The organism is Kitasatospora sp. NPDC059648 (assembly GCF_042734825.1).
Classification (GTDB): domain Bacteria; phylum Actinomycetota; class Actinomycetes; order Streptomycetales; family Streptomycetaceae; genus Kitasatospora.
On sequence record NZ_JBHWDU010000003.1, the window covers coordinates 93,339 to 116,743 of the forward strand.

Sequence of the window (23,405 nt, forward strand, 5' to 3'; positions counted from 1 at the left end):
CGCGAGGGGGGAGACCGCGCCGGCGGCCTCCCCCTCCGGGGGTCGGGCGGGGTCAGCCGGTGCCCGTGCGCAGCTCGATCTCGTCCGGGGTCTCCTCGGCCGGCTCGGCCGGGCGGGCGGGGGGCTTGGGCCTGCGGCCGAAGAGTTCGGCCGGGGTGGGCATCCGGTGCGGGCGGGGCGGCGTCGGCGCGGCGGCGGGCTGCTCCGGGCGGGAGTCCCGGGAGTCGGTGCTGCTCATCGTGGTCCGTCCTCCTACAGGGGTGGGGTGACTGCTCGGGGGTGCGGCGGGGTTCGGTACGGCCACCAGGTGGCGCGGGGGACCGGCGGCGAGGGCGAGCCGTTCGCGCACGGCGGCCTCGGCCAGCGCGTGGCAGCGTCCGGCCAGCCGGGAGCGGCGGGCCCGTTCGCCGTGGCCGCAGGGCTGGCGGGTCAGCCCGCGCAGCGCGCTGAGGTCCTCGGGACCGGGCAGGTAGCCGTCGGTGACGGCCTCCTCCAGCCGCTCCAGGTAGCCGGGGGCGCTTCCGGGCAGGGCGGAGCGGTAGCGGCCGAGGTCGGCCAGCAGGAAGGCGCGCAGTCGGCCGCCCTCCTGGGCGGCCTCGTCGATCGCCTCGGTCAGGCGCAGGGCGTCCTGGACGTCCTCCGCCCACAACTCGGCGCCCGGCCCGGCGAACGCCGTCCGGTCGGGCCCCTGGAGGTGGAAGGGGACGGCGGGGTGCAGGGCTTGGGCGAGGGCTCGGCGCAGCACGCGGACTTCGTCGGCGCTGAAGGCCATGCCGCCGCGCGATCCGTGTGGCGTAGGCATGGGCTGACACTACGTGAGGAATATCCGATTTGTCGGTAACGTCGCGCGGAATTCCGCACGATCGGCCCGACGGAACGAGCCGGTCAGCTGGGCCGGTTGCGCTCGTACACCAGGCGCAGGCCGATCAGGGTCAGCCAGGGCTCGTGGACGTCGATGGTGGTGGCCTCGCCGAGGACCAGGGGCGCGAGGCCGCCGGTGGCGATCACCTGGACGTCGTCCGGGTCCTTGGCCAGCTCCCGGGCCATCCGCTCGACCAGCCCGTCGACCTGTCCGGCGAAGCCGTAGAGGATGCCGGACTGCATGCCCTCGACGGTGTTCTTGCCGATCACGTTGCGCGGGCGGGCCAGCTCGATCTTGCGCAGCTGGGCGCCGCGGACGCCGAGCGCCTCGACGGAGATCTCGATGCCGGGGGCGATCGCGCCGCCGACGTAGTCGCCGCGGGCGTTGACGGCGTCGAAGGTGGTCGCGGTGCCGAAGTCGACCACGATGCACGGGCCGCCGTAGAGGTGGTTGGCGGCCAGCGCGTTGACGATCCGGTCGGCGCCGACCTCCTTGGGGTTGTCCATCAGGACGTGCACCCCGGTCTTCACGCCGGGCTCCACGATCACCGCGGGGACGTCGCCGTAGTAGCGGCGGGTCACCTCGCGGAGCTCGTGGAGCACGGCGGGGACGGACGAGCAGATCGCCAGGCCCTCCACCGCGGCGTCCCGGGCCGCGGTGTGGTTGCCCATCAACCCCTGCAGCAGCACCGCCAGTTCGTCGGCCGTGCGGCGCGAATCGGTGGAGATCCGCCAGTGTTCCACCACTTCCTCGCCGTCGAACAGGCCGAGCGTGGTCTGGGTGTTGCCGACGTCGATGGTGAGGAGCACGGGGACGCTTTCTGCGAGACGGGACGGGGCCGGGGCAGGGACTGCTCGCGACCTGACGGTCAGGCGCGCAGGTCCAGGCCGATGTCCAGGATCGGCGAGGAGTGGGTCAGCGCGCCCACGGCCAGGTAGTCGACACCAGTCTGGGCGACCTCGCGCGCGCTGGCCAGGGTGAGTCCGCCGGAGGCCTCCAGCTTCGCCCGGCCGGCCACCAGCGCGACGGCCTCCTTCAGCTGCTCGACGGTGAAGTTGTCCAGCAGGATCAGGTCCGCCCCGGCGTCCAGCACCGGCGGGATCTGCTCCAGGGCGTCCACCTCGACCTCGACCGGCAGCTCCGGGTACGCGGCCCGGACGGCCCGGAAGGCCTCGGCCACGCCGCCCGCCGCCACCACGTGGTTGTCCTTCACCAGGGCGGCGTCCGAGAGCGCCATCCGGTGGTTGGCACCGCCGCCGCAGCGCACCGCGAACTTCTGCAGGGCGCGCAGGCCCGGGGTGGTCTTGCGGGTGTCGCGGACGACCGCGCCGGTGCCCTGCAGGGCGTCCGCCCAGGCCCGGGTCGCGGTGGCGATGCCGGACAGGTGGCAGAGCAGGTTGAGCGCGCTGCGCTCGGCGGTCAGCAGGTCGCGGGTGCGGGAGCGCACCGACAGCAGCACCTGGCCGGCCTCCACCCGGTCGCCGTCCTCGACGTGCCGCTCGACCTCGAACTCCTCCTCGCAGACCAGCGAGACGACGGCCTCGGCGACCCGCAGGCCGGCCACCACGCCCGCCTGGCGGGCGGTGAAGTCGGCGGTCGCGACGGCGTCGGCGGGCACGGTGGCCACCGAGGTGACGTCCTCGCCGCCGGCCAGGTCCTCGGCCAGCGCCAGGGTGGCGATGTCCTCGACCTCGATCGGGTCCAGCCCGGCCCGCTCCAGCAGCTCGGCGAGCTGCGGGTCCAGGCCGGTCTCGTAGCCCTCGCCGTCCCCGCAGGCACAGCCGTCGCCGCAGCCTCCGCCCTCCTCGCCCGCCTTCGGCGAGGAGGGGCCCAGGTCGGCCAGGGGGAGTTCCTCGTGGGAGTGGGTCATGGTTCTACTGCTCCTCAGGGGTGCTGACGGGGTCGCCGGAGGCGGCGAGGGTGGTGATCAGGTGGCGGCGCCAGTGGGCGTCGTCGCGCTCGGGGAAGTCCTCGCGCCAGTGGCAGCCGCGGGTCTCCTCGCGCTGCGCGGCGGCCGCGACCAGGGCGGTGGCGACCAGCAGCAGGTTGGCGGCCTCCCAGGTCTCCACCCGGGGGTCGGCCGGCTTCTCCTCGGCCACGTGCGAGTGGGCCTGCTCGGCGATCAGGGCGAGCCCGGCCGCGGCGTCGGCCATCGAGGCGGCCGAGCGCAGCACGCCCGCTCCGCGCGACATCAGCCGCTGGATCTCGGCCCGCGCCTCGGACGGCGGCAGCGGCACCGGCCGCGCGGCCCGGGCGGCGGCGACGTCCACCGTGCGCTCGGGCAGCTCGCCGGCCGCGTGCCGGTCGGCCAGGTCGGCGGCGATCCGCTCGGCGAAGACCAGACCCTCCAGCAGCGAGTTGGAGGCCAGCCGATTGGCGCCGTGCACCCCCGTGCAGGCGACCTCGCCGCAGGCGTACAGGCCCGGGACGCTGGTGCGGCCCCGCGGGTCCGTCCGGACGCCGCCGGAGGCGTAGTGCGCGGCCGGGGCGATCGGGATCGGCTCGGTGACCGGGTCGACGCCGTGCGCGCGGCAGGTGGCGAGGATGGTCGGGAAGCGGTGCTCCCACATCTCGGCGCCGAAGTGCCGGCCGTCCAGGAACATGTGGTCGGCGCCCTGCTCCTGCATGCGCCGGGTGATCGCCTTGGCGACGATGTCGCGCGGGGCCAGTTCGGCCAGCTCGTGCTGCCCGAGCATGAAGCGGACGCCGTCGGCGTCCACCAGGTGGGCGCCCTCGCCGCGCACGGCCTCGGAGATCAGCGGCAGCTGGCCCTCGGCGTCCGGGCCGACCCACAGCGGGGTGGGGTGGAACTGGACGAACTCCAGGTCGGTGACGGCGGCGCCGGCCCGCAGCGCCAGGGCCACGCCGTCGCCGGTGGAGACCGCCGGGTTGGTGGTGGCGGAGAACACCTGGCCCATGCCGCCGGTGGCGAGCACCACCGCGCGGGCCCGGACGGCGCCGACGCCGTCGCGCTGGCCCTCGCCCATCACGTGCAGGGTCAGCCCGGCGGCGTGGCCCTCGGCGTCGGTCAGCAGGTCGAGGACGAGCGCGTGCTCGATCAGCTCGATCCCGCCCGCGGCCAGGGCCTCTGTCGCCGCTGTGGTGTGGACGGCGGCGACCAGGGCGCGCGATATCTCGGCGCCGGTCGCGTCCCCGCCCGCGTGGGCGATCCGGCGGCGGTGGTGGCCGCCCTCGCGGGTCAGCAGGATCTCGCCGTCCTCGCCCCGGTCGAACAGGGCGCCGGTGGCGATCAGCCGGCGGACGGCGTCCGGGCCCTCGGTGACCAGGGTGCGGACGGCCTCCTCGTCGCAGAGCCCGGCGCCGGCCACCAGGGTGTCTTCCAGGTGCTGCTCGGGGGTGTCCCCCTCGCCCAGGGCGGCTGCGATGCCGCCCTGGGCCCAGCGGGTCGAGCCCTCGTCCAGCACCGCCTTGGTGACCACCATGGCTCGCAGGCCGGCCTTGCGGACGTTGAGGGCGACGGTGAGGCCGGCGACCCCGGAGCCGACCACGACCACGTCGGTGGTGGCGGTCCAACCGGGGGCCGGGGCGGTGAGGCGGTGGGTAACGGACATGGCTCAGCGGCTCCTTCAGCGCGTGGCCGTGGTGGCCGCGCCGTCTTCGCCACGGTACGCCTGGTCGCCGCGGAGGAGGCCGGTGCCCTCCTGGGCCTCGGCGGGGTCCCCGCCGAGACCGGTGATCCGGTTGTGCTCGTCCACGAAGACGACCTTCGGCTCGTAGCCCTTGGCCTCGGCCGTGTCCATCTGCCCGTAGGCGATGAGTATGACCAGGTCGCCCGGGTGGACCAGGCGGGCGGCGGCGCCGTTGATGCCGATCACGCCGGTGCCGCGCGGACCGGCGATGGTGTAGGTCTCCAGTCGGGCGCCGTTGTTGATGTCGACGATGTGGACCAGCTCGCCGGGGAGCAGGTCGGCGGCGTCGAGCAGGTCCTCGTCCACCGTCACGGAGCCGACGTAGTGCAGGTCGGCCTGGGTCACGGTGGCCCGGTGGATCTTGGACTTGAGCATGGTGCGGAGCATGTGGTCACGCCTCCTGTGAGTGCATGCCTGGGGGAGTACTGACTAACGGACGATGATGCGGACGTTGTCGATCAGGCGGGTCGAGCCCACCTTCGCGGCGACGGCCAGCACCGCCTCGCCCTGGAAGTCGTCCGCCGCCTCCGAGAAGTCGTGCGGGTCGATCAGGGCGAGGTAGTCGAGGGTGACGCCCTCGGCGCCGTCCAGGACGGCCGAGGCGGCCTCGCGCACGGCCTTCGGGCCCTGGGCGGCGACATCCCGGCCGGCGAACAGGGCCCGGGACAGGGCGAGGGCGTGGTCGCGCTCCTCCTCGGAGAGGTAGCGGTTGCGCGAGGACAGCGCCAGGCCGTCCTCCTCGCGGACGGTCGGCACGCCGACGATCTCGACGTCGAAGTCCAGGTCGGCGACCATCCGCTGGATGACCGCCAGCTGCTGGGCGTCCTTCTCGCCGAAGAAGGCGAAGTCCGGGTCGGTGATGTGCAGCAGCTTGGCGACGACGGTCAGCACGCCGTCGAAGTGGCCGGGGCGGGTGGCGCCCTCGAAGCGGTCGCCCATCGGGCCGGCCGCCAGGCGCACCTGCGGCTCGCCGTTCGGGTAGACCTCCTCGACGGACGGCGCGAAGACCACGTCGGCGCCGTTCTCCTCGGCCAGCTTCACGTCGGCGTCGAGGCTGCGCGGGTAGCGGTCCAGGTCCTCGGACGGGCCGAACTGCAGCGGGTTGACGAAGACCGTCACCGCGACCCGGCCCTCCCGGCCGACCTGCTTGCGGGCGGCCCGGATCAGCGCGGCGTGGCCCTCGTGCAGCGCGCCCATGGTCATCACCACGGCGTTGTCCACCGGGCTCTCGTCCGGCCAGAACGCGGCCTCGAAGTCGTCCACGGTGTGGGTGACGACGGCCCGGTGGACCTTCGGCGTCCGCTGGGGCTTGTTCGGCTGCTTGCCGCGTGCCATTACTGCCTCTCCTCGTTCAGTACGTCCAGCAGCGCCGCCGCCGACGCGTCGTCGATCGTTCCGTTGGCGAGCGCCCGCTGCGCGGTGGCGCGGGCCATCGCGCGGTAGGCCGCCGGGATGTCCGGGGACACCGTACTGAGCTGCGCCAGGTGGCGCCGTACGGTGCCCGCGTCGCCCCGGGCGACCGGGCCGGTGAGGGCCGCGTCGCCGGAGCGCAGGCTGTTGTCCAGGGCGGCGCCGAGCAGCGGGCCGAGCATCCGGCCGGGCTCGGCGACACCGGCCGTGCGCAGCAGCTCGACGGCTTGGGCGACCAGGGTGACCAGGTGGTTCGCGCCGTGGGCGAGGGCGGTGTGGTAGAGCGGGCGGACCTCCTCGGGCACCCACTCGGGTTCGCCGCCCATCTCCACCACCAGGGCCTCGGCGACCGGCCGCAGCTCCTCGGGGGCGGTCACCCCGAACGGGCAGCCGGCCAGCCGGGCCAGGTCGACGGAGGTGCCGGTGAAGGTCATCGCCGGGTGCAGGGCCAGCGGCAGTGCCCCGGCCCGGGTGGCGGGCTGCAGGATGCCGACGCCGTGCGCGCCGGAGGTGTGCACCAGCAACTGGCCGGGGCGGACGGCGCCGGTGGCGGCGAGGCCGGACACCAGGTCGGCCAGCGCGTCGTCCGGGACGGTCAGCAGGACCAGGTCGGCGGCGGCCATGACCTGCGGCGGGGTGACGATCCGCACGCCCGGCAGCAGCGCGTCGGCGCGGCGCCGGGAGGCGGCGGACACCCCGGAGGCCGCGACCACGGTGTGCCCGGCGAGCTGCAGCGCGGCGCCCAGCGCCGGACCGACCCGGCCGGTGCCGATCACGCCGACCGCGAGCCGGGCGGGACGGTTGCCGGGGTCGCCGGGGTCACCGAGCGGTGCGAACTCACCGAAGTCGTCGAAGTCGGACGAACCCATGTCCACCCTTGTCCTGAATGACCGTTCCAGTCCTCAACGGGTACCGGACGTACCGCCCCAGTGTACGGGCGCGTCAGTCCGCCGCCCCGGCCCGGATCAGTCCGGCCTCGTACGCCAGCACCACGGCCTGGACCCGGTCGCGCAGCCCCAGCTTGGCCAGGATCCGGCCGACGTGGGTCTTCACGGTGGCCTCGGAGAGGACGAGCCGGGCCGCGATCTCGCCGTTCGACAGCCCCTGGGCGACCAGCAGGAACACCTCCCGCTCGCGCTCGGTCAGCGGGCCGAGGACGTCCGAGCCGGGCGCGCTCTGCGGGGTGGGCAGCACCTCGGCGAAGCGGTCGATCATCCGGCGGGTGGTGGTCGGGGCGACCACGGCGTCCCCGCCGTGCACCGCGCGGATCGCGGCCACCAGCTCGGTCGGCGGGACGTCCTTGAGCAGGAAGCCGCTGGCCCCGGCCTTCAGCGCGGCGAAGGCGTACTCGTCCAGGTCGAAGGTGGTGAGGATGAGCACGTGCGGGGCGTTCGGCAGCGGGCTGCCGTCCTCGGCCAGGCAGATCCGGCGGGTCGCCTGCACCCCGTCCAGGCGAGGCATCCGGACGTCCATCAGGATCACGTCCACCGGCGTGTGCCGCAGCAGCTCCATGGCCTGCGCGCCGTCGCCGGCCTCGGCGGCGATCTCGATGTCGCCCTGCGACTGGAGGATCATCCGGAAGCCGGTGCGCAGCAGCTCCTGGTCGTCGACGAGCATCACGCGGATGGTCAAGGTGGCTCCTAACAGGGGACGGGGGGTTAGTGCGCCGCCTTGAGCGGGAGGACGGCGCGGATCCGGAAGCCGCCGCCGGGGCGGGGGCCCACGTCGAGGCTTCCGCTGACCATGCCGACCCGCTCGCGCATGCCGATCAGGCCGTGGCCCAGACCGTCCGCGCCGCCGGCGGCCAGTTGCTCGTCGGTGCTGCCGCGGCCGTCGTCCTCGACCAGGACGGCCAGTTCGCGTTCGCCGAAGTCGACCGCGACCCGGGCGTGGACGTCGGGGCCGCCGTGCTTGCGGACGTTGGTCAGGGCCTCCTGGACGATCCGGTAGACCGTCAGCTCGACGCCGCGCGGCAGCTCCCGCGGGTGCCCGGACGTCGCGTAGTCCACCGTCAGCCCGGCCGTGCGGACCTGCTCCAGGAGGTCGGGAAGCTCCTCGACGCCCGGCTGCGGGACGTACTCCTCGGCGGTGTCGGCGGTGCGCAGCACGCCCAGCAGGCGGCGCATCTCGACCAGGGCCTGCCGTCCGGTGGAGGCGATCGTGCCGAGCGCCTCCTTCGCCTGCTGCGGGGAGTTGTCCAGCACGTACGCGGCGCCGTCGGCCTGGACGATCATCACCGAGACGTTGTGCGCCACCACGTCGTGCAGCTCGCGGGCGATCCGGGCCCGTTCGGCCGCGACCGCCACCTTGGACTGGGCGTCCCGCTCGCGCTCCAGCCGGGCCGCGCGGTCCTCCAGCTCGGTCAGGTAGGCGCGGCGAACCCGGGTCAGCCGGCCCCAGGCCCAGCAGAGGATGAACGGGGTGCTCATCAGGAGGGTGATCAGCAACGCCTCGCCCAGGCCGTACGGGCGGGAGACGTAGATCCCGGTGTGGTCCGTGGAGGTCTTCACCAGGTGCATCCGCCAGAACACCAGCGGCCCGGCGCAGAGCCCGGCGAGCAGCGCGAGCCGGGAGGTCCACCTCTGGCCGAAGGCGGCGCCGGTGTAGGCGAAGACCAGGTAGGCGATGGACGAGGCGCCCGGGTCGATGTCGGCGGCCACCTGGCCGACGGCGACACCGGCCGCGGCGGCGACGGTGACGTCGGGGAAGCGCCGGCGGAAGACCATCAGCAGCGGCAGCAGCACCGCCACGAGGATCGCGGACTTGAGCCGCCAGCCGGTGTCGGGGAGGTTGCTGTCCGGCAGCAGGCCGAGGAAGAGCACGATCGACGCCCAGGCGGCGTCGACCACCATGGGGTGACGGCGGAGCCAGGCGTTGAGTCGATGCACCTCTCCAGCCTAGGCAGTCGCGCGAGGTGCCCAGGTCCGCCGGTAGGGCGATCCGTCCTACTCCGTAGGTCGGAGACGTGCCCGTTCGGGTCGGGAGGCCCCCGCTCCGCTCGGAGAGGGCCGGAGGCCCGGTAACGTCCGTCGCATGACTTGGATGCGGTGGGCGCCCGCCATGGAACGGGCCCTGTACGACCCGGACGGCGGCTTCTACCGCAGGCCGGAGGGCCCGGCCGGGCACTTCCGCACCTCGGTGCACGCCTCGCCCGGGTTCGCCCGTGCGGTGGCCCGGCTGCTGCTTGAGGTTGACGAGGCCCTCGGCCGTCCGGAGGAGCTGGCTCTGGTCGACGTCGGGGCCGGGCGCGGCGAACTGCTGACCGGCGTGCTGGCCGAACTGCCCGCCGAGGTGCTCGCCCGGCTGCGCCCGTACGGCGTGGAGCTCGCCCGGCGGCCCGAGGGCCTTCCGTCCACAGCCCTGTGGACGACGGAGCCGCCGCGCGGGGTGACCGGGCTGCTGTTCGCCAACGAGTGGCTGGACAACGTGCCCCTGGACGCCGGGGAGGTGGACGGGGACGGGGTGCTGCGCTACCGGGAGGTGGACCCCGTGACCGGCGAGGAGCGCCTCGGCGAGCCGGTCTCGGCGGCGGACGCGGCCTGGGCCGAGCGCTGGTGGCCGGTCGCCGAGCCCGGGGAGGTGGTGGAGTTCGGCGGGCCCCGGGACGCCGCCTGGGCGCGGGCCGTGTCCGGGCTGGAGCGCGGACTGGCCGTCGCCGTCGACTACGGGCACACGGCGGGGCGGCGGCCCCCGTTCGGGACCTTCACCGGCTTCCGGGGCGGCCGGGAGGTGGCCCCGGTGCCGGACGGCTCCTGCGACGTGACCGCGCACGTCGCACTGGACGCGATCGGCGTGCCCGGTCTCCACAGCCTGTGGACAACCCAGCGCGAGGCCCTGCGCGCGCTCGGGGTCAGCGGCGGGCGCCCGCCGCTGGCGCTCGCCTCCACCGACCCGGCGGCGTACCTGCGGGCGCTCGGCGGAGCGGGGGAGGGGGCCGAGCTCACCGACCCGGCGGGGCTGGGCGGCTTCGGGTGGGTCCTGCAGGCCGTCCGCATGCCGCCCCCTGGGATCTTCGAGAGGGCGCGGAGCTTGGCGGCCCTGCCGGGATGGCAGACTCTGGGGTCATGAGGGAGACCACGGTCGGCATCGGGGCGGGAGCCGAGAACTTCACCGGCGAGGCGGGCACCACCGACATGGTGCTCAACATCGGCCCGCAGCACCCGGCCACCCACGGAGTGCTGCGGCTGCGCCTGCTGCTGGACGGCGAGCGGATCGTCACCGCCGAGCCGGTGATCGGCTACATGCACCGGGGCGCGGAGAAGCTGTTCGAGGCCCGTGACTACCGGCAGATCATCATGCTGGCCAACCGGCACGACTGGCTCTCCGCCTTCTCCAACGAACTCGGCGTCGTACTCGGCGTCGAGCGGATGCTCGGCATGGAGGTCCCCGAGCGGGCGGTGTGGATCCGCACCCTGCTCGCCGAGCTCAACCGGGTGCTCAACCACCTGATGTTCCTCGGCTCCTACCCGCTGGAACTGGGCGGGATCACCCCGATCTTCCACGCGTTCACCGGCCGCGAGGACCTCCAGCACGTGCTGGAGGAGGCCTCCGGCGGCCGGATGCACTACATGTTCAACCGGGTCGGCGGCCTCAAGGAGGACCTCCCGGCCGGCTGGCTCGGCCGGGTCCGCACCGCAGTCTCCACCGTCCGCTCGCAGATGCCGGTCTTCGAGGACCTCGTCCTCGGCAACGAGATCTTCCGCGCCCGCACCGCCGGCGTCGGCGTCCTCACCAGGGCCCAGGCCGAGGCGTACGGGGTCAGCGGCCCGATCGCCCGGGCCAGCGGCCTCGACTTCGACCTGCGCCGCGACGAGCCCTACCTCGCGTACGGCTCGGAGGAGCTGCGGCAGGTGCTCACCGTGGTCACCCGTGAGGAGGGCGACTGCCTGGCCCGCTTCGAGTGCCTGCTGGAGCAGACCCTCAACTCGCTGGACCTCGCCGACGCCTGCCTCGACAAGCTCGCCGCCCTGCCGCCCGGGCCGGTCAACCAGCGGCTGCCCAAGGTGCTCAAGGCACCCGAGGGCAGCACCTACGCGTGGACCGAGAACCCGCTCGGGATCAACGGCTACTACCTGGTCTCGCGCGGCGACAAGACGCCGTGGCGGCTCAAGCTGCGCTCGGCGTCCTTCAACAACGTCCAGGCGCTGACCGAGCTGCTGCCGGGGACGCTGGTGGCGGACATGGTGGCGATCCTGGGGTCGATGTTCTTCGTGGTCGGGGACATCGACAAGTAGGCCGGCACCGGCGAGCAGGGCGCTACTTCTTCTTCCTGGCCGGGTCCGCCGGGTGCGGGGCCACCTTGCGGTCGCTCTTGGTGGCGATCCGCTCCTCGCACAGCCGGGCCAGCACCTCGTACGCCTCCCTGCCCATCAGCTCGGTGAGCTCGGGGCGGTAGCTGACGTACACCGGCTCCGCGCCCTGGTGGGCGGCCGGGGCGCCGGTGCACCACCAGTGCAGGTCGTGGCCGCCCGGGCCCCAGCCGCGGCGGTCGTACTCGCCGATCGAGACCTGGAGGTAGCGGGTGTCGTCGGGGCGGTCGATCCAGTCGTAGGTGCGGCGGATCGGCAGCTGCCAGCACACGTCCGGCTTGGTCTCCAGCGGCTCCCGGCCCTCCTTGAGGGCGAGTGCGTGCAGGGCGCAGCCGGCGCCGCCCGCGAAGCCGGGGCTGTTCACGAAGATGCAGGCGCCGTTGACCCGGCGGGTCTGGCGGTCGCCGTCCTCGTCCAGCATGGTGACGCCGCCGTCCGACCTGATCCGGCCCTTGGCGTCGGTGCCCTCGGCGAAGTTCTCCCACAGCTCGGGCGTCAGCCGCGCCGCGTGCCCCAGGACGCGCTTCTCGTCGTCCTCGTCCGAGTAGTGGGCGCCCAGCGTGCAGCAGCCGTCCGACTCGCCGCGGCCCTCGCGGATGCCGTGGCAGCCCTGGCCGAAGACGCAGGACCAGCGGGAGGTCAGCCAGGTGAGGTCGCAGCGGAAGACCTGCTCGTCGTCGGCAGGGTCGGCGAACTCGACCCAGGCACGCGGGAAGTCGAGCGGGACCTCGTCGCGCGGGATCTCGCGGCGCAGGGTCGGCATCGCGAGGTCGACGGGGGCGGGGGAGGCCTCGGGCTTCGCCTTGGCCTTCTTCTTGGACGTTTCTGCTGGTGCCACCCGGCAAGGGTAGAGCTTCGCGGGCGCGTACGGGCGGGTGGACGCGGTCGGTGACGGGCCCCGGACGGAGTGAAGGCGGGGTGAAGAGGTCCCGCTGCCCGTGCGGGCCGGGCCGGGCGGGTGCCTAGGATGGCGGCCAGTCCGCTGACGGGGAGGTACGGGGATGGCAGGCGGCAGCACCGGGGCGTCCGACGGCGGGAGCGGCGCGTTCGCCATCAAGCCGTGGGAACTGCACGGCGAGGGGCGGGAGTTCGAGAAGCTCGGGCGCGAGCTCGGCAAGGCCGTGAGCACCCTGGAGAAGGGCCTCGCCGCGCTCGGCGTGCCCTGGGGCGCCGACCAGCCGGGCAGTGCCTTCGCCGCAGTGTACGGCCCTGCGCACGGTGAACTGCTCGGCGGGCTGCGGGCGTTGGCCGGCCAGGTCGGACAGGTCGGCGGCGGGTTGCACGCGATGGCGGAACGGACCACGGACACCGACACCTCGACGGCGGACGGCTTCGGGGGGAGCCCGGCCCGCACGGCCGGCACGCCGGCTTCCGTCGCCCGGCCGGCGGTGTATTCGGGCACCGGGGCAACCCCGGGGGCGGCACCGGCCGTCCCCCAGGACATGTCGGTCTGAACGGCCCGGCTCGAAGGGGGAGAAGCGCATGTCCCGGAAACTGCCCGAGGAACTGGTCCCGCTCCTGGCCAGGACCGGCCACCCGTGGCCGCAGGCCGACGAGGAGGCCCTGCGCGGAGCGGCCGTGCACTGGCGGGAGTTCGCCGCCGAGGCGGACCGGATCACCCGCCGCGGCGGGGAGTCCGTCCAGCGGGTGGCCGCCGACAACTCCGGCCGTGCCGTCGACGCGTTCACGGCGTACTGGCGGACGTACAGCGACGGCGGCAAGGGCCACCTGCAGGACGCCCATGCAGCCGTGGGGCTGGTCGCCACCGCCTTCGACGCCGCTGCCCGGGCCGTCGACGGCTGCAAGGCCGAGATCATCGCGACCCTGCAGAACCTGGCCGCCGAACTCAAGCAGGCCCAGGAGCAGGCCGCGGAGGTCCAGCGGACCGCGGCCGCGGTCGCCGCGAACGCCGGGCAGAGCGCGCAGACCGGGCAGACCGGGCAGACCGGGCAGACCGGGGTCTTCGGCGGGCTGGAGAAGTCCGTCGCGGGCTTCGCGAACGGCGTGAAGAACGCGGCCACCACCCAGGTCGCCGCGGGCGTCGAGGCCGTCGCGGTGGAGACCGCCGCGCTGAAGATCGCGGGGCTGCTCACCGAACTCGGCCGCGGCATGAAGGACGCCCTGGCCGACGCGCTCAAGGAGCCGGCCGCCGTCGTCCTGCTGCGGCTCGGCACCGCGTCCGGCGCCGGCGTCACCACCGCCTCCTACCGCACCAAGGGCGGCTTCGACCCGCTCGCCGCCGGACTGCCCGCCGCCCTCGGCGAGCCCGGCGTGCTCGGCCGGGACGGCACCGGGCTGGTCGTCCTCGCCGGGCAGGCCGGCAAGCCGCTGGTCGGCGTGCCGGGGCTCAGCGTCAAGCTCGACGGCCAGGGGCAGCCCGTCCTCGGCCCCGACGGCAAGCCGGTCATCCTGCGCTCCGACGGCACCCCGGTGGCCGACGCCGCCGGGCTGCTCGTCGTCACCGGGCCGGACGGCAAGCCGGTGGTCGGGGTGGCCGACCTGGCCGTCCGGCTGGACGGGCACGGGCAGCCGGTGCTCACCGACCAGCAGGGCAAGGACCTGAAGGACCTGCACGGGCTGCCGCTCGCCGACCTCACCGGCCCGCGCGAGGCCGCGGTCGATCCCAAGGCGCCGGGTGCGGTGGCGGCATCGGCCGTGGTGCCGCCGGTGGGCCCGACGGCGGTCCCGTCCGTGCTCTCCGCCCCGTTCCCCGCCGTGGATTCCGTCCCGGACCCCTCGGCGGTCCCGTCCACGCTCTCCTCCGCCGTTCCGGCCCCGGCGGCCGATCCGGTGGCCGCCGCCGCGCCGGCCACGACGTCGGGCCCCTCCTACGGCGGCTCGCACCGGGCCGTGACGGCCGCCGCCGACTGGTCGCCGCCCGCGCGGGACGACGGGCCGTCGGTACGGGCGGCCGCGCACCAGGGCGGTGCAGCGGCGGCGGCGAGCTGGTCCGACGGGGACTACCCCCTCCAGGCGCCCGGCCACCACGGGGGCGGCGGGGGCGGCAGCGTGCCGGTGACCGTACGGACCGACTCGGTGAGCGCGCCGCCCGCGCCCGCCGCGCCGCCGGCCGGCGGCGGTCCCTCGTACGGGCCGGGGCCCGGGTACGGCTCCGGGTACGGCCCGGCGCCGGACGCGCCGCCGGCCGTCCGGACGGTCGGGGTGGTCGGCGTGCCCGGGCAGTTCGGGTCCCCGGCCTACTCGGGCGGCTACCAGGGGGTGGGCACGGTCGGTGCCGTGGGCAGCGTCGGGCCCGGCCCGCTGGCGGCCGGCGGTGGGTCCCCGGCGCACGTGGCCGCGCCCTTCGGCAGCGGTGTCGGTGGCGGCGGTGTCGGTGGCGGTGTCGGGGGCGGCGTCGGCGCGGGCACGCCCGGCGCCGGTTCCCCGGCCGTCGGCGCCCCCGTGGCCGGCGGGCCCCAGCCCGGCGGCGAGCCCCGCCCCGGCGTGCCCCGCACACCGGTGGGCGCCACCCCCGGCCCGGCTGCCCCGGCTCCGGCTCCCGCCCCGTCCCCGGCTCCGGTCGAGCCGCCGATCGTCGGGACCGCCCCCGTCCTCGGCCGGCCCGAGCCGCACCACGCCGACGGCCGCCGCCGGGACACCGCCGCCGCCCTCGCCGACCCGACCCTCGCCTGGGGCGCGGTTCCGGTCGCCACCGCCCACGCCATGGCCCTCCAACTCGCCCTGCGCGCCCGGCGCGGCCCGCTCGCCGAGGGGCCGGAACCCCGGCTGCGCACCATCGCGGACAGCCGCCCGTACGGCCTGCCCGGCGGCCTCGGCCCGGTCGACCCCGAGCACCAGGCCGAACTGGAACGCCGGGTGCCGCGCGACGAGGACGGCCTGCCGCTCCGCCACCCCGACCCGGCCGTCGGCGGCTGGCCCGAAGCCGTCAACGCGGGCGGCTACCGCGAATCCGGACGGGCCAACAACAGCCTGGAGATCGCCCTCTCCGCCGTCGACACCTACACGGGCCGCCCCACCTGCGCGGCCCCGCGCATCCCCACCGAGGGCGACGCCGGCGAACGCGGCGGCCGCGACCGCGCCGAACGCGAACTCGGAGCGCCCTTCCGCGACCTCGGCGACGGCGGCCAGGCCTTCACCCGCCTCGCCGAGGAACTCCGGCGGGCCGGCCACGGCGCCCAGGCCGTCCTCCTCACCCTCGACGCCTACGGCCGCTCCCACGCCTGGAACGCCGTGAACCACCAGGACACCGTCACCTACCTCGACCACCAGCTCGCCCGCCGCAGCCCCGATCCCCTCCACCCCGCCACCCAGGGTCTCTGGGCCATCGCCCTCACTCCGGAGGGCCGCCCCCTGGACCTGATGGCGGCCGGGTGACTGGCGAACCGCCCGTGCCACGGCGCTTCGATCAGTCCACTCCTGCGGGGGGACAAGGCTCGCCCTTCCTCCGGAGGTCCTCGTCGGACGGGACCGGCACCGGTGTCCTCCTCCGGCGGACTCCGCTGGTAGCCGGCGGGGGCTGGATGATGGTGGGGTCCGAATCGATGACGGGGGTGGACGGGTGATCTCGCGGGCGCAGGCGGTGGAGGCCGGGCATCGGTGGATCAACGGGGATCTGCCGCAGGGGGCCGGGGCGGTGCGGCGGGTGTGCGCGCACGAGTTCGAGCTCGGGTGGGTGGTGTGGGCGGAGCCGCCGCGGGTGGAGGTGGATCCGCGCAGCGGGGAGCGGCGGGCGCCGGGGGAGGTGGGGGCCGCGTGTGCCGTGGTGGACCGGGAGAGCGGGCGGTTCACGGTGTGGCCCTCGGTGCCGGTGGACGAAGTGGTCGGGCTCTACCGGGACTTCGTGGGCGCGGGCGGCTACGACCCGACCAGGCCGCCGGCCACCGGCCGGGGTGCCCGGGCGGAGCTGGCCTACCGGGACGGCACCGGCGAGACCCACACGCTGGCACTGCGTTCGGCCCCCGGGCTGCCGCACCCGGCGCTGCGCGGCTGGTGGTGGCTGCGCGAGCAGGGCGTCCCGGCCGAGGACGTGCTGGCGGTGCGGACCGATCTTCGGCTGAGCGCGCTGCCCGGCGGTTACTGGTCGTACGCGCTGGCCGCCGAACTGCCGCACGTCCGGCTGGAGTTCGAGCTGCCGTACGGCCCGCGCTCCGACCACCGGGCGGCCGCCGTACGGGAGTTGCCCGCCCCGCCGGACGGGCCGCGGCGCAACCGGGTGCCGTTCCCGCGCGCGGTGGCGCCGCTGCCGGGGGAGCCCGACGCCGCCCTGGCGGAGCGGCTGGTCCGGCGCTTCGGCCAGGCGGGCGTGCAGCGCTTCGGTCCGGCGGACACGGCGCGTGCGGAGCTGCCCGGGGACGCGGCCGCGCTGCTGCTGTCCGCCGGTGTGCCGAAGGGGGTGGACGGGTTCTTCGCGCTGCACCACCCGGGGGCCGAGGCGATCGCGGACGGCTCCCGCCCGGGCACCGTCCTGCCGCCGCTCGCCCCGCACCTCGCGGCGCTCGGCCGCGGCACCCGGGTGGCCGAACGGGAGCGGTCGGCGTTCGCCGGGCAGCTGGTGCTGGGCACCGACGGCTGGGCGCTGATCACCCTGGACACCGGGTCGGGCGCCGTCCGGGCGGTCGACCCCGACTACGGGACGGCCCGCCACTGCACCGCTGACCTGCGCGCCTTCGTCCGCTGCCTGGAGCTGTTCGCCAGCTGGTGGCCGACCCTGCGCGGGCTGGACCCGGCGGCCGCGGGCGCGGCGGTGGACGCCCTGCAGCGGGGGCTGGCGGAGCTGGACGGTACGGTCTACGGCGATCCGGAGAACTGGTGGGCCGTCATCGTGGAACAGTTGTGGGACGGTCTGCTCTGATCCGACCTCGGGCGGGCGGCGCCGGGAACCGGACACCGCCGCGGAGCTGTCAGAACGATCAGATGACCGTGGAAGCAGAACCGAGCAGCAGCTGGAGCACCGAGCCGTGACCGCCCCGCCCCGCGCCGCCCGTACGGCCGTCCTCGCCGCGCTCGCGGTCCTGGCCGCCGGCTGCGCCGCGGGCGGCGGCCCCGCCCTGCAGGCCCGTTCTGCCGCCGTGGCGGCGGTGTGCGCGTCCCCGGTGGTGATCGGCCACCGGGGTGCGCCGTACAACGTGCCCGAGAACACCATGGCCTCCTTCGAGACCGCCCTCGACCAGGGCGCCGACTGGCTGGAGACCGACGTCCAGACCACCCGGGACGGCGTCCCGGTGCTGATGCACGACCCCACCGTGGACCGCACCACCAACGGCAAGGGCGCCGTCGCCGATCTGACCGCCGCCCAGGTCGCCGCCCTGCGGGTGACCGTCGGCCCGGGCCCGGCCCAGCCCGTCCCGACCCTGGAGGAACTGCTCAAGCGGCTCTCCGGGAGCAGCGCCACGCTGCTGATGGAGATCAAGTGGCAGCGCCCCGAGGACGTCGCCCGGATCGCCCGGATCGCGGCCAGCAGCAAGGCCCACGTCGTCCTCTACTCCTTCTCGGTCGACCACCTGCGCCAGGCCCACACCGTGGCGCCAGCCCTGCCGGTGGTGCTGATCCAGAGCGGAGGGATCGCCGAGGACCCGAAGGACCTGAGGCTGAGCGGCATAGCCCTGGACACCGGCCTGGCCACCGCGGCCCGGATCGCCGCCGAGCGCAAGGCCGGACGCGAGGTCTACGTCTGGACCCTGGACGGCGAGGAGGCCTGGCAGCTGATGACCGCCCGGGACGCCGACGGCCTGATCACCGACACCCCGGGCCCGGCCCGCCGCTGGGTGGACGCCAACTGCCGCACCGAGCGCCGGGCCGGACCCCGCGGCCACTGAGCGACGAGCGTCGGACGACGGGGCACCGGACGACGGGCGCCGGGCGAGAGCCGCGGATCGCACCCGGAACGTTCGGGGGCGGACGGGAACGACCGGGGCCAGCGTGAAGACCGACACAACCGATCACCTCGACGCCCGAATCGCGTAGCGTGGAGAGTTATGCGACTCGGTGTGCTCGACGTAGGTTCCAACACGGTCCACTTCCTCGTGGTGGACGCCCATCCGGGTGCCGCCCCGCTCGCCGCCTACTCGCACAAGGCCGAACTGCGCCTGGCCGAGCTGCTGGACGAGTCCGGCGCGATAAGCGAGGCCGGGGTCGAGCGGCTGGTCGGGCACATCGCCTCCTCGCTGCGGGTCGCCGAGGACAAGGGCGTGGTCGACATCCTGCCGTTCGCCACCTCCGCCGTGCGCGAGGCCGCCAACGGCGAGCAGGTGCTGCGCCGGGTCGCCGACGAGACCGGGGTCGAACTGCGGGTGCTCTCCGGGCAGGACGAGGCCCGGCTCACCTTCCTCGCCGTCCGCCGCTGGTTCGGCTGGTCCTCGGGCCGGCTGCTCAACCTGGACATCGGCGGCGGCTCGCTGGAGATCGCCTGCGGCCTGGACGAGCAGCCGGACGTCGCCTGCTCCCTGCCGCTGGGCGCCGGCCGGCTGACCGCCCGCTGGCTGCCCGGGGACGTCGCCGACCCGGACGAACTGCGCGAACTGAGACGGCACATCCGGGCCGAGATCGCCCACGTGGTCGGCGAGATCTCCCGGCTCGGGCCGCCCCAGCACGCCGTCGCCACCTCCAAGACCTTCAAGCAGCTGGCCCGGATGACCGGCGCCGCCCCCGCCGACGCCGGCCCGTACGCCGACCGGCGGCTCACCCGCGGCGGGCTCTCCGCCTGGCTGCCGCGACTGTCCGCGATGACCGTCGCCGAACGCGCGCAGATCCCCGGCGTCTCCGAGGGCCGGGCCAAGCAGCTGCTGGCCGGGGCGCTGGTCGCCGACGCCGCGATGGACCTGTTCGGCCTGGAGGAGCTGGACGTCTGCCCCTGGGCGCTGCGCGAGGGCATCATCCTGCGCCAGCTGGACGCCATGGACGGCAGCACCACCGAGCGCCGGCCCGCGCTCACCCCGTAGCCGCGGGCCGCCCCGGGCGCCGCCGCCCCGGCGTGCCGATGGTCACTCCGCCTGGCGTCCCGCCCCGTTCGGCGTGTGCTCCGCTTACGCTGTCTCCCGTGGTGCAACCAGCGGGCGAGGACGGAACGCAGGAGGGCCGCGCTCCCGGAGCGGACGGGCAGCCGCGGCCGACGGGCCCGCGCGGTCGCCTCGGCAAGGCGGTCAAGGGCGCCGCTTCGGCGCAGGCAGCCAAGGTCACCAAGGCTGCCAAGTCGGCCAAGGCTGCCAAGTCGGCCAAGGCTGCCAAGTCGACCAAGTCGGCCAAGGCCACCAAGTCGACCAAGTCGGCCAAGGTCGCCAAGGCCTCCGAGGTCGTGAAGGCGGCCCAGCGCACCGCGAGGAAGGCCGCCGAGAAGGCCGCCGCGAAGAGGCCCGAGCACCCCCGGCAGCCGCCCAGGGAGACCCGCACCGCCCGGGCCGCCGGCGCCGCCAAGGCCGCCGTCCAGTCCGTCCGCTCGGTCAAGGCCGCCAAGCGCGACGCCGCCCGCCCGCCGCTGCTGCGCACCACCGACCGCCTGGTGCTGCCCCAGCACCCGGCCCTGCACATCCCGGACACCAAGGTGGTGCTGTCCACCGCCTCGGTGTACCCGGCGAGCACCGCCGTCGCCTTCGAACTGGCCGCCAAGCTCGGCTACGACGGCGTGGAGGTGATGGTCTGGAACGACCCGGTCAGCCAGGACCTGGAGGCCCTGCGCCGGCTCTCCGACGCGCACCAGCTGCCGATCCTGGCCGTGCACGCGCCCTGCCTGCTGATCACCCAGCGGGTGTGGACCACCGACCCGTGGACCAAGCTGGTCCGGGCCCGGGCGGCGGCCGAGAAGCTCGGCGCGAGCGCCGTCGTCGTCCACCCGCCGTTCCGCTGGCAGCGGCAGTACGCCCGGGAGTTCGTCGAGGGCATCAACCGGATGGCGGGCGAGACCGACGTCCGCTTCGCCGTCGAGAACATGTACCCGTGGCGCTACCGCGACCGCGAGGTGCTCGCCTACTCGCCCGGCTGGGACGTCACCGACGAGGAGTACCGGCACTTCACCATCGACCTCTCGCACGTCGCCACCTCCCGGATCGACGCCTTCGCCATGGCCGAGCGGATGGGCGACCGGCTCGCCCACGTCCACCTGGCCGACGGCAGCGGCTCCGGCAAGGACGAGCACCTGATTCCGGGCCGGGGCAAGCAGCCCTGCGCCGAGTTCCTGGAGCATCTCGCCCGCACCGGCTTCGACGGCCACGTGGTGCTGGAGGTCAACACCCGCCGCTCCGCGTCCCCCGCCGAACGCGAGGCCGATCTCGCCGAGGCCCTCGCCTTCACCCGCTTGCACCTCGCCACCCCCTCGCGCGTACGCTGAGCGTCGGGCCCGCCAGGGCGCGAACTGCCGCACGGAGTGGGAGATATGACGATCAGTCCGAAACGCAGCGAGATCGCGGTCAGCTTCGGCGCGGTCGCCGCCGAGTACGACCGGGGCCGGCCGAGCTACCCCGACGAGCTGTTCGACACGGTGGAGCGGCTCTGGGGCCGGAGCCTCAAGGGGGCCAGGACCCTGGACGTCGGCGCCGGCACCGGCATCGCCACCCGGCTGCTGGCCGGCCGGGGCGCGGACGTCGTCGGGGTCGAGCCCAGCGACGGCATGGCCGCCCAGTTCCTGCTCTCCTCGCCCACCCTGCCGCTGGTCCGCGGCAACGGCGACGACCTGCCCTTCCACGACGGCTCCGCCGACCTGGTCACCTACGCCCAGGCCTTCCACTGGACCAGCCCGGAGCGGTCCGTCCCCGAGGCGATCCGGGTGCTGCGGCCCGGCGGGGCCCTCGCCACCTGGTGGAACGTGCAGGACGAGACCGTGCCGTGGGTCCGGGCCCGGGGCGAGCGGATGGCCGCCGCCCTCCCCGACCGCTACCACGGCTACGGCGGCATCAGCGCCCACACCGGCCACTTCGCCCCGGCCGGCCTCACCGTCGAACGGGCCGTGCTGCGCTGGGAGCGCCGGCTCACCGTCGACCACGTGCTCACCGACCTCACCTCCCGCTCCTACCTGGCCTCGCTGGGCCCCGAGGGGCGCGCACCCGTACTGGCCGCCGAACGGGAGGCCATGCTCGCCGAGTTCCCGGACGGCGTGGTGGTCGAACCGTTCGTCCTGGACGTCACCGTCGCCGTCAAGCAGGGCTGATCCCGCCGGGCCCGCGGACTGCCCGCATCGCGGACGGGCCGTCCGCCGGCCGGACGGCGGGCGTAGGCTCGTAAGCCACAACGGCCCCCGCACCCTCCTCACCGGCGGGGCGCCGGCGACAGCCCCGAAGGAGTGGAGCACAGTGCCCGAGCTGAGGTCCCGTACGGTCACCCACGGTCGCAACATGGCAGGCGCCCGGGCGCTTCTCCGGGCCGCCGGCGTAGCCCGCGAGGACTTCGGCAAGCCGATCATCGCGGTCGCCAACTCCTTCACCGAGTTCGTCCCCGGCCACACCCACCTCCAGCCGGTCGGCCGGATCGTCTCCGAGGCGATCAAGCAGGCGGGCGGCATCCCGCGCGAGTTCAACACCATCGCCGTGGACGACGGCATCGCGATGGGCCACGGCGGCATGCTCTACTCGCTGCCCTCGCGCGACCTGATCGCCGACTCGGTCGAGTACATGGTCAACGCCCACTGCGCCGACGCGCTGATCTGCATCTCCAACTGCGACAAGATCACCCCCGGCATGCTGATGGCCGCCCTGCGCCTCAACATCCCGACCGTCTTCGTCTCCGGCGGTCCGATGGAGGCCGGCAAGGCCACCCTGGTCGACGGCACGGTGCGCAAGCTGGACCTCATCGACGCGATCTCCCAGGCGGTCAACGAGAACGTCTCCGACGAGGACATCGCGATCATCGAGGAGAACGCCTGCCCCACCTGCGGCTCCTGCTCCGGCATGTTCACCGCCAACTCGATGAACTGCCTCACCGAGGCCATCGGCCTCTCGCTGCCCGGCAACGGCTCGGTGCTCGCCACCCACACCGCCCGCCGGGCCCTGTACGAGAGGGCCGGGCAGACGGTCGTCGAGATCGCCAACCGCCACTACGGCCAGGACGACGCCTCGGTACTGCCCCGCGCGATCGCCGGCCGTGCCGCCTTCGAGAACGCCATGGCGCTGGACATCGCCATGGGCGGCTCGACCAACACCATCCTCCACCTGCTCGCCGCCGCCCAGGAGGCCGAGCTGGACTTCGACATGCGGGCCATCGACGCGATCTCCCGCAAGGTGCCCTGCCTCTCCAAGGTCGCACCCAACGGCTCGTACTACATGGAGGACGTGCACCGGGCCGGCGGCATCCCGGCCATCCTCGGCGAGCTGTACCGGGGCGGCCTGCTCAACGAGGACGTCCACACCGTCCACTCCGACTCGCTCGCCGAGTGGCTCAAGACCTGGGACGTGCGCGGCGGTTCGCCCTCCGCCGAGGCCGTGGAGCTGTGGCACGCCGCACCCGGCTGCAAGCGCTCCGCCGAGGCCTTCTCCCAGTCCGAGCGCTGGGAGTCGCTGGACACCGACGCCGCCAGGGGCTGCATCCGCAGCGTAGAGCACGCCTACTCCGTCGAGGGCGGCCTCGCCGTGCTGTACGGCAACCTCGCCGAGGACGGCTGCATCGTGAAGACCGCCGGCGTCGACGAGTCGATCTGGACCTTCAGCGGCCCGGCGGTGGTCTGCGAGTCCCAGGAGGACGCGGTCGAGGCGATCCTCGCCAAGCGGGTCAAGGAGGGCGACGTCGTCGTCATCCGCTACGAGGGCCCCAAGGGCGGCCCGGGGATGCAGGAGATGCTCTACCCGACCTCCTTCCTCAAGGGCCGCGGCCTCGGCAAGGCCTGCGCGCTGATCACCGACGGCCGCTTCTCCGGCGGCACCTCGGGCCTGTCCATCGGCCACGCCTCTCCGGAGGCCGCCTCCGGCGGCACCATCGCCCTGGTCGAGGACGGCGACACCATCGCCATCGACATCCCGGCCCGGACGATCTCCCTGGAGGTGCCGGCCGAGGTCCTCGCCGAGCGCCGCCGCGCCCTGGAGGCCGGGCACGGCTACCGGCCGAAGAACCGCGACCGCCAGGTCAGCCAGGCGCTGCGGGCCTACGCGGCGATGGCCACCTCGGCCGACAAGGGCGCCGTCCGGGACGTCAGCAAGCTCGGCTGAGCCCGACCGGAACCGGTGGGTACCTGGAGGAGCCGTCCCGCGGTCCGGGACGGCTCCTCCTCGGTGTGCGGCACCCGGGTGATAATCGACG

General features: G+C 74.8%; 20 protein-coding genes. 10 read left to right on the forward strand and 10 right to left on the reverse strand.

Translation table 11 applies throughout. From position 1 onward, the window contains the following. Positions 1-52: 52 nt before the first annotated feature. The 9 genes from ACFV1W_RS03195 to ACFV1W_RS03235 form a co-directional block, all read right to left on the reverse strand. The gene (locus tag ACFV1W_RS03195; RefSeq protein WP_380412589.1) at positions 53-802 is read right to left on the reverse strand and encodes a hypothetical protein; all 750 of its coding nucleotides are present in this window, start codon (positions 800-802) and stop codon (positions 53-55) included. A gap of 83 nt (positions 803-885) precedes the next feature. Then, positions 886-1,671, reverse strand: a complete 786-nt coding sequence (locus tag ACFV1W_RS03200) for a type III pantothenate kinase (protein WP_380412591.1) — start codon at positions 1,669-1,671, stop codon at positions 886-888. A gap of 59 nt (positions 1,672-1,730) precedes the next feature. Next, a complete protein-coding gene (gene nadC, locus ACFV1W_RS03205; RefSeq protein WP_380412592.1) occupies positions 1,731-2,732 on the reverse strand; it encodes a carboxylating nicotinate-nucleotide diphosphorylase in 1,002 nt (333 codons plus the stop codon). Positions 2,733-2,736: 4 nt separating this feature from the next. Then, positions 2,737-4,434 (reverse strand): L-aspartate oxidase, encoded by a 1,698-nt coding sequence (locus ACFV1W_RS03210; RefSeq protein ID WP_380412593.1) that lies wholly within the window; start codon positions 4,432-4,434, stop codon positions 2,737-2,739. 15 nt (positions 4,435-4,449) lie between these two features. Further along, entirely contained in the window at positions 4,450-4,899 is a 450-nt protein-coding gene (gene panD, locus ACFV1W_RS03215) for an aspartate 1-decarboxylase (RefSeq protein WP_380412595.1), read from the reverse strand. A gap of 42 nt (positions 4,900-4,941) precedes the next feature. Further along, a complete protein-coding gene (panC, locus tag ACFV1W_RS03220; protein ID WP_380412597.1) occupies positions 4,942-5,847 on the reverse strand; it encodes a pantoate--beta-alanine ligase in 906 nt (301 codons plus the stop codon). Further along, on the reverse strand, positions 5,847-6,791 hold the full coding sequence (locus ACFV1W_RS03225; RefSeq protein WP_380412599.1) for a Rossmann-like and DUF2520 domain-containing protein: 945 nt from the start codon (positions 6,789-6,791) through the stop codon (positions 5,847-5,849). Before ACFV1W_RS03225 ends, panC begins: the two co-directional genes overlap by 1 nt. A gap of 73 nt (positions 6,792-6,864) precedes the next feature. Continuing rightward, the gene (locus ACFV1W_RS03230; RefSeq protein WP_380412600.1) at positions 6,865-7,554 is read right to left on the reverse strand and encodes a response regulator; all 690 of its coding nucleotides are present in this window, start codon (positions 7,552-7,554) and stop codon (positions 6,865-6,867) included. A 26-nt stretch (positions 7,555-7,580) separates the two neighbouring features. Beyond that, on the reverse strand, positions 7,581-8,774 hold the full coding sequence (locus ACFV1W_RS03235) for a sensor histidine kinase (RefSeq protein WP_380412814.1): 1,194 nt from the start codon (positions 8,772-8,774) through the stop codon (positions 7,581-7,583). A 181-nt stretch (positions 8,775-8,955) separates the two neighbouring features. On the opposite strand from ACFV1W_RS03235, the gene ACFV1W_RS03240 reads away from it, so the two are divergent. Together ACFV1W_RS03240 and ACFV1W_RS03245 are read left to right on the forward strand one after the other, a co-directional pair. Further along, positions 8,956-9,990, forward strand: coding sequence for an SAM-dependent methyltransferase (locus ACFV1W_RS03240; protein WP_380412602.1), 1,035 nt, complete (start codon positions 8,956-8,958; stop codon positions 9,988-9,990). Continuing rightward, positions 9,987-11,156 (forward strand): NADH-quinone oxidoreductase subunit D, encoded by a 1,170-nt coding sequence (locus tag ACFV1W_RS03245; RefSeq protein WP_380412604.1) that lies wholly within the window; start codon positions 9,987-9,989, stop codon positions 11,154-11,156. Before ACFV1W_RS03240 ends, ACFV1W_RS03245 begins: the two co-directional genes overlap by 4 nt. Before the next feature lie 22 nt (positions 11,157-11,178). Here the strand turns inward: ACFV1W_RS03245 and ACFV1W_RS03250 are convergent, their stop codons facing one another. Then, positions 11,179-11,994, reverse strand: coding sequence for a hypothetical protein (locus ACFV1W_RS03250; RefSeq protein ID WP_380412816.1), 816 nt, complete (start codon positions 11,992-11,994; stop codon positions 11,179-11,181). A 238-nt stretch (positions 11,995-12,232) separates the two neighbouring features. On the opposite strand from ACFV1W_RS03250, the gene ACFV1W_RS03255 reads away from it, so the two are divergent. From ACFV1W_RS03255 to ilvD, 8 genes are all read left to right on the forward strand, one after another. Continuing rightward, on the forward strand, positions 12,233-12,685 hold the full coding sequence (locus ACFV1W_RS03255) for a hypothetical protein (protein ID WP_380412606.1): 453 nt from the start codon (positions 12,233-12,235) through the stop codon (positions 12,683-12,685). 28 nt (positions 12,686-12,713) lie between these two features. After that, positions 12,714-15,566: a toxin glutamine deamidase domain-containing protein gene (locus ACFV1W_RS03260; protein WP_380412608.1), complete on the forward strand. Its 2,853-nt coding sequence runs from the start codon at positions 12,714-12,716 to the stop codon at positions 15,564-15,566. Positions 15,567-15,750: 184 nt separating this feature from the next. Next, positions 15,751-17,043 (forward strand): SUKH-4 family immunity protein, encoded by a 1,293-nt coding sequence (locus ACFV1W_RS03265; protein ID WP_380412610.1) that lies wholly within the window; start codon positions 15,751-15,753, stop codon positions 17,041-17,043. 106 nt (positions 17,044-17,149) lie between these two features. Then, positions 17,150-18,007, forward strand: a complete 858-nt coding sequence (locus ACFV1W_RS03270; RefSeq protein WP_380412611.1) for a glycerophosphodiester phosphodiesterase — start codon at positions 17,150-17,152, stop codon at positions 18,005-18,007. Between the two features lie 159 nt (positions 18,008-18,166). Further along, a complete protein-coding gene (locus tag ACFV1W_RS03275) occupies positions 18,167-19,129 on the forward strand; it encodes a Ppx/GppA family phosphatase (protein ID WP_380412613.1) in 963 nt (320 codons plus the stop codon). Between the two features lie 578 nt (positions 19,130-19,707). Further along, positions 19,708-20,511 (forward strand): sugar phosphate isomerase/epimerase family protein, encoded by an 804-nt coding sequence (locus ACFV1W_RS03280; protein ID WP_380412818.1) that lies wholly within the window; start codon positions 19,708-19,710, stop codon positions 20,509-20,511. Between the two features lie 45 nt (positions 20,512-20,556). Then, on the forward strand, positions 20,557-21,327 hold the full coding sequence (locus ACFV1W_RS03285; RefSeq protein WP_380412615.1) for a class I SAM-dependent methyltransferase: 771 nt from the start codon (positions 20,557-20,559) through the stop codon (positions 21,325-21,327). Positions 21,328-21,469: 142 nt separating this feature from the next. Next, positions 21,470-23,314, forward strand: coding sequence for a dihydroxy-acid dehydratase (gene ilvD, locus ACFV1W_RS03290; RefSeq protein WP_380412617.1), 1,845 nt, complete (start codon positions 21,470-21,472; stop codon positions 23,312-23,314). Positions 23,315-23,405 lie beyond the last annotated feature (91 nt).

What these genes read in the sequence shown, in the direction of transcription:
- ACFV1W_RS03195 (WP_380412589.1), bottom strand. Translation starts at nt 802, where the DNA reads ATGCCTACGCCACACGGATCGCGCGGCGGCATGGCCTTCAGCGCCGAC.
- nadC (WP_380412592.1), bottom strand. Translation starts at nt 2,732, where the DNA reads ATGACCCACTCCCACGAGGAACTCCCCCTGGCCGACCTGGGCCCCTCC.
- ACFV1W_RS03210 (WP_380412593.1), bottom strand. Translation starts at nt 4,434, where the DNA reads ATGTCCGTTACCCACCGCCTCACCGCCCCGGCCCCCGGTTGGACCGCC.
- panD (WP_380412595.1), bottom strand. Translation starts at nt 4,899, where the DNA reads ATGCTCCGCACCATGCTCAAGTCCAAGATCCACCGGGCCACCGTGACC.
- panC (WP_380412597.1), bottom strand. Translation starts at nt 5,847, where the DNA reads ATGGCACGCGGCAAGCAGCCGAACAAGCCCCAGCGGACGCCGAAGGTC.
- ACFV1W_RS03225 (WP_380412599.1), bottom strand. Translation starts at nt 6,791, where the DNA reads ATGGGTTCGTCCGACTTCGACGACTTCGGTGAGTTCGCACCGCTCGGT.
- ACFV1W_RS03235 (WP_380412814.1), bottom strand. Translation starts at nt 8,774, where the DNA reads ATGGTGGTCGACGCCGCCTGGGCGTCGATCGTGCTCTTCCTCGGCCTG.
- ACFV1W_RS03240 (WP_380412602.1), top strand. Translation starts at nt 8,956, where the DNA reads ATGACTTGGATGCGGTGGGCGCCCGCCATGGAACGGGCCCTGTACGAC.
- ACFV1W_RS03245 (WP_380412604.1), top strand. Translation starts at nt 9,987, where the DNA reads ATGAGGGAGACCACGGTCGGCATCGGGGCGGGAGCCGAGAACTTCACC.
- ACFV1W_RS03250 (WP_380412816.1), bottom strand. Translation starts at nt 11,994, where the DNA reads ATGCCGACCCTGCGCCGCGAGATCCCGCGCGACGAGGTCCCGCTCGAC.
- ACFV1W_RS03255 (WP_380412606.1), top strand. Translation starts at nt 12,233, where the DNA reads ATGGCAGGCGGCAGCACCGGGGCGTCCGACGGCGGGAGCGGCGCGTTC.
- ACFV1W_RS03260 (WP_380412608.1), top strand. Translation starts at nt 12,714, where the DNA reads ATGTCCCGGAAACTGCCCGAGGAACTGGTCCCGCTCCTGGCCAGGACC.
- ACFV1W_RS03275 (WP_380412613.1), top strand. Translation starts at nt 18,167, where the DNA reads ATGCGACTCGGTGTGCTCGACGTAGGTTCCAACACGGTCCACTTCCTC.
- ACFV1W_RS03285 (WP_380412615.1), top strand. Translation starts at nt 20,557, where the DNA reads ATGACGATCAGTCCGAAACGCAGCGAGATCGCGGTCAGCTTCGGCGCG.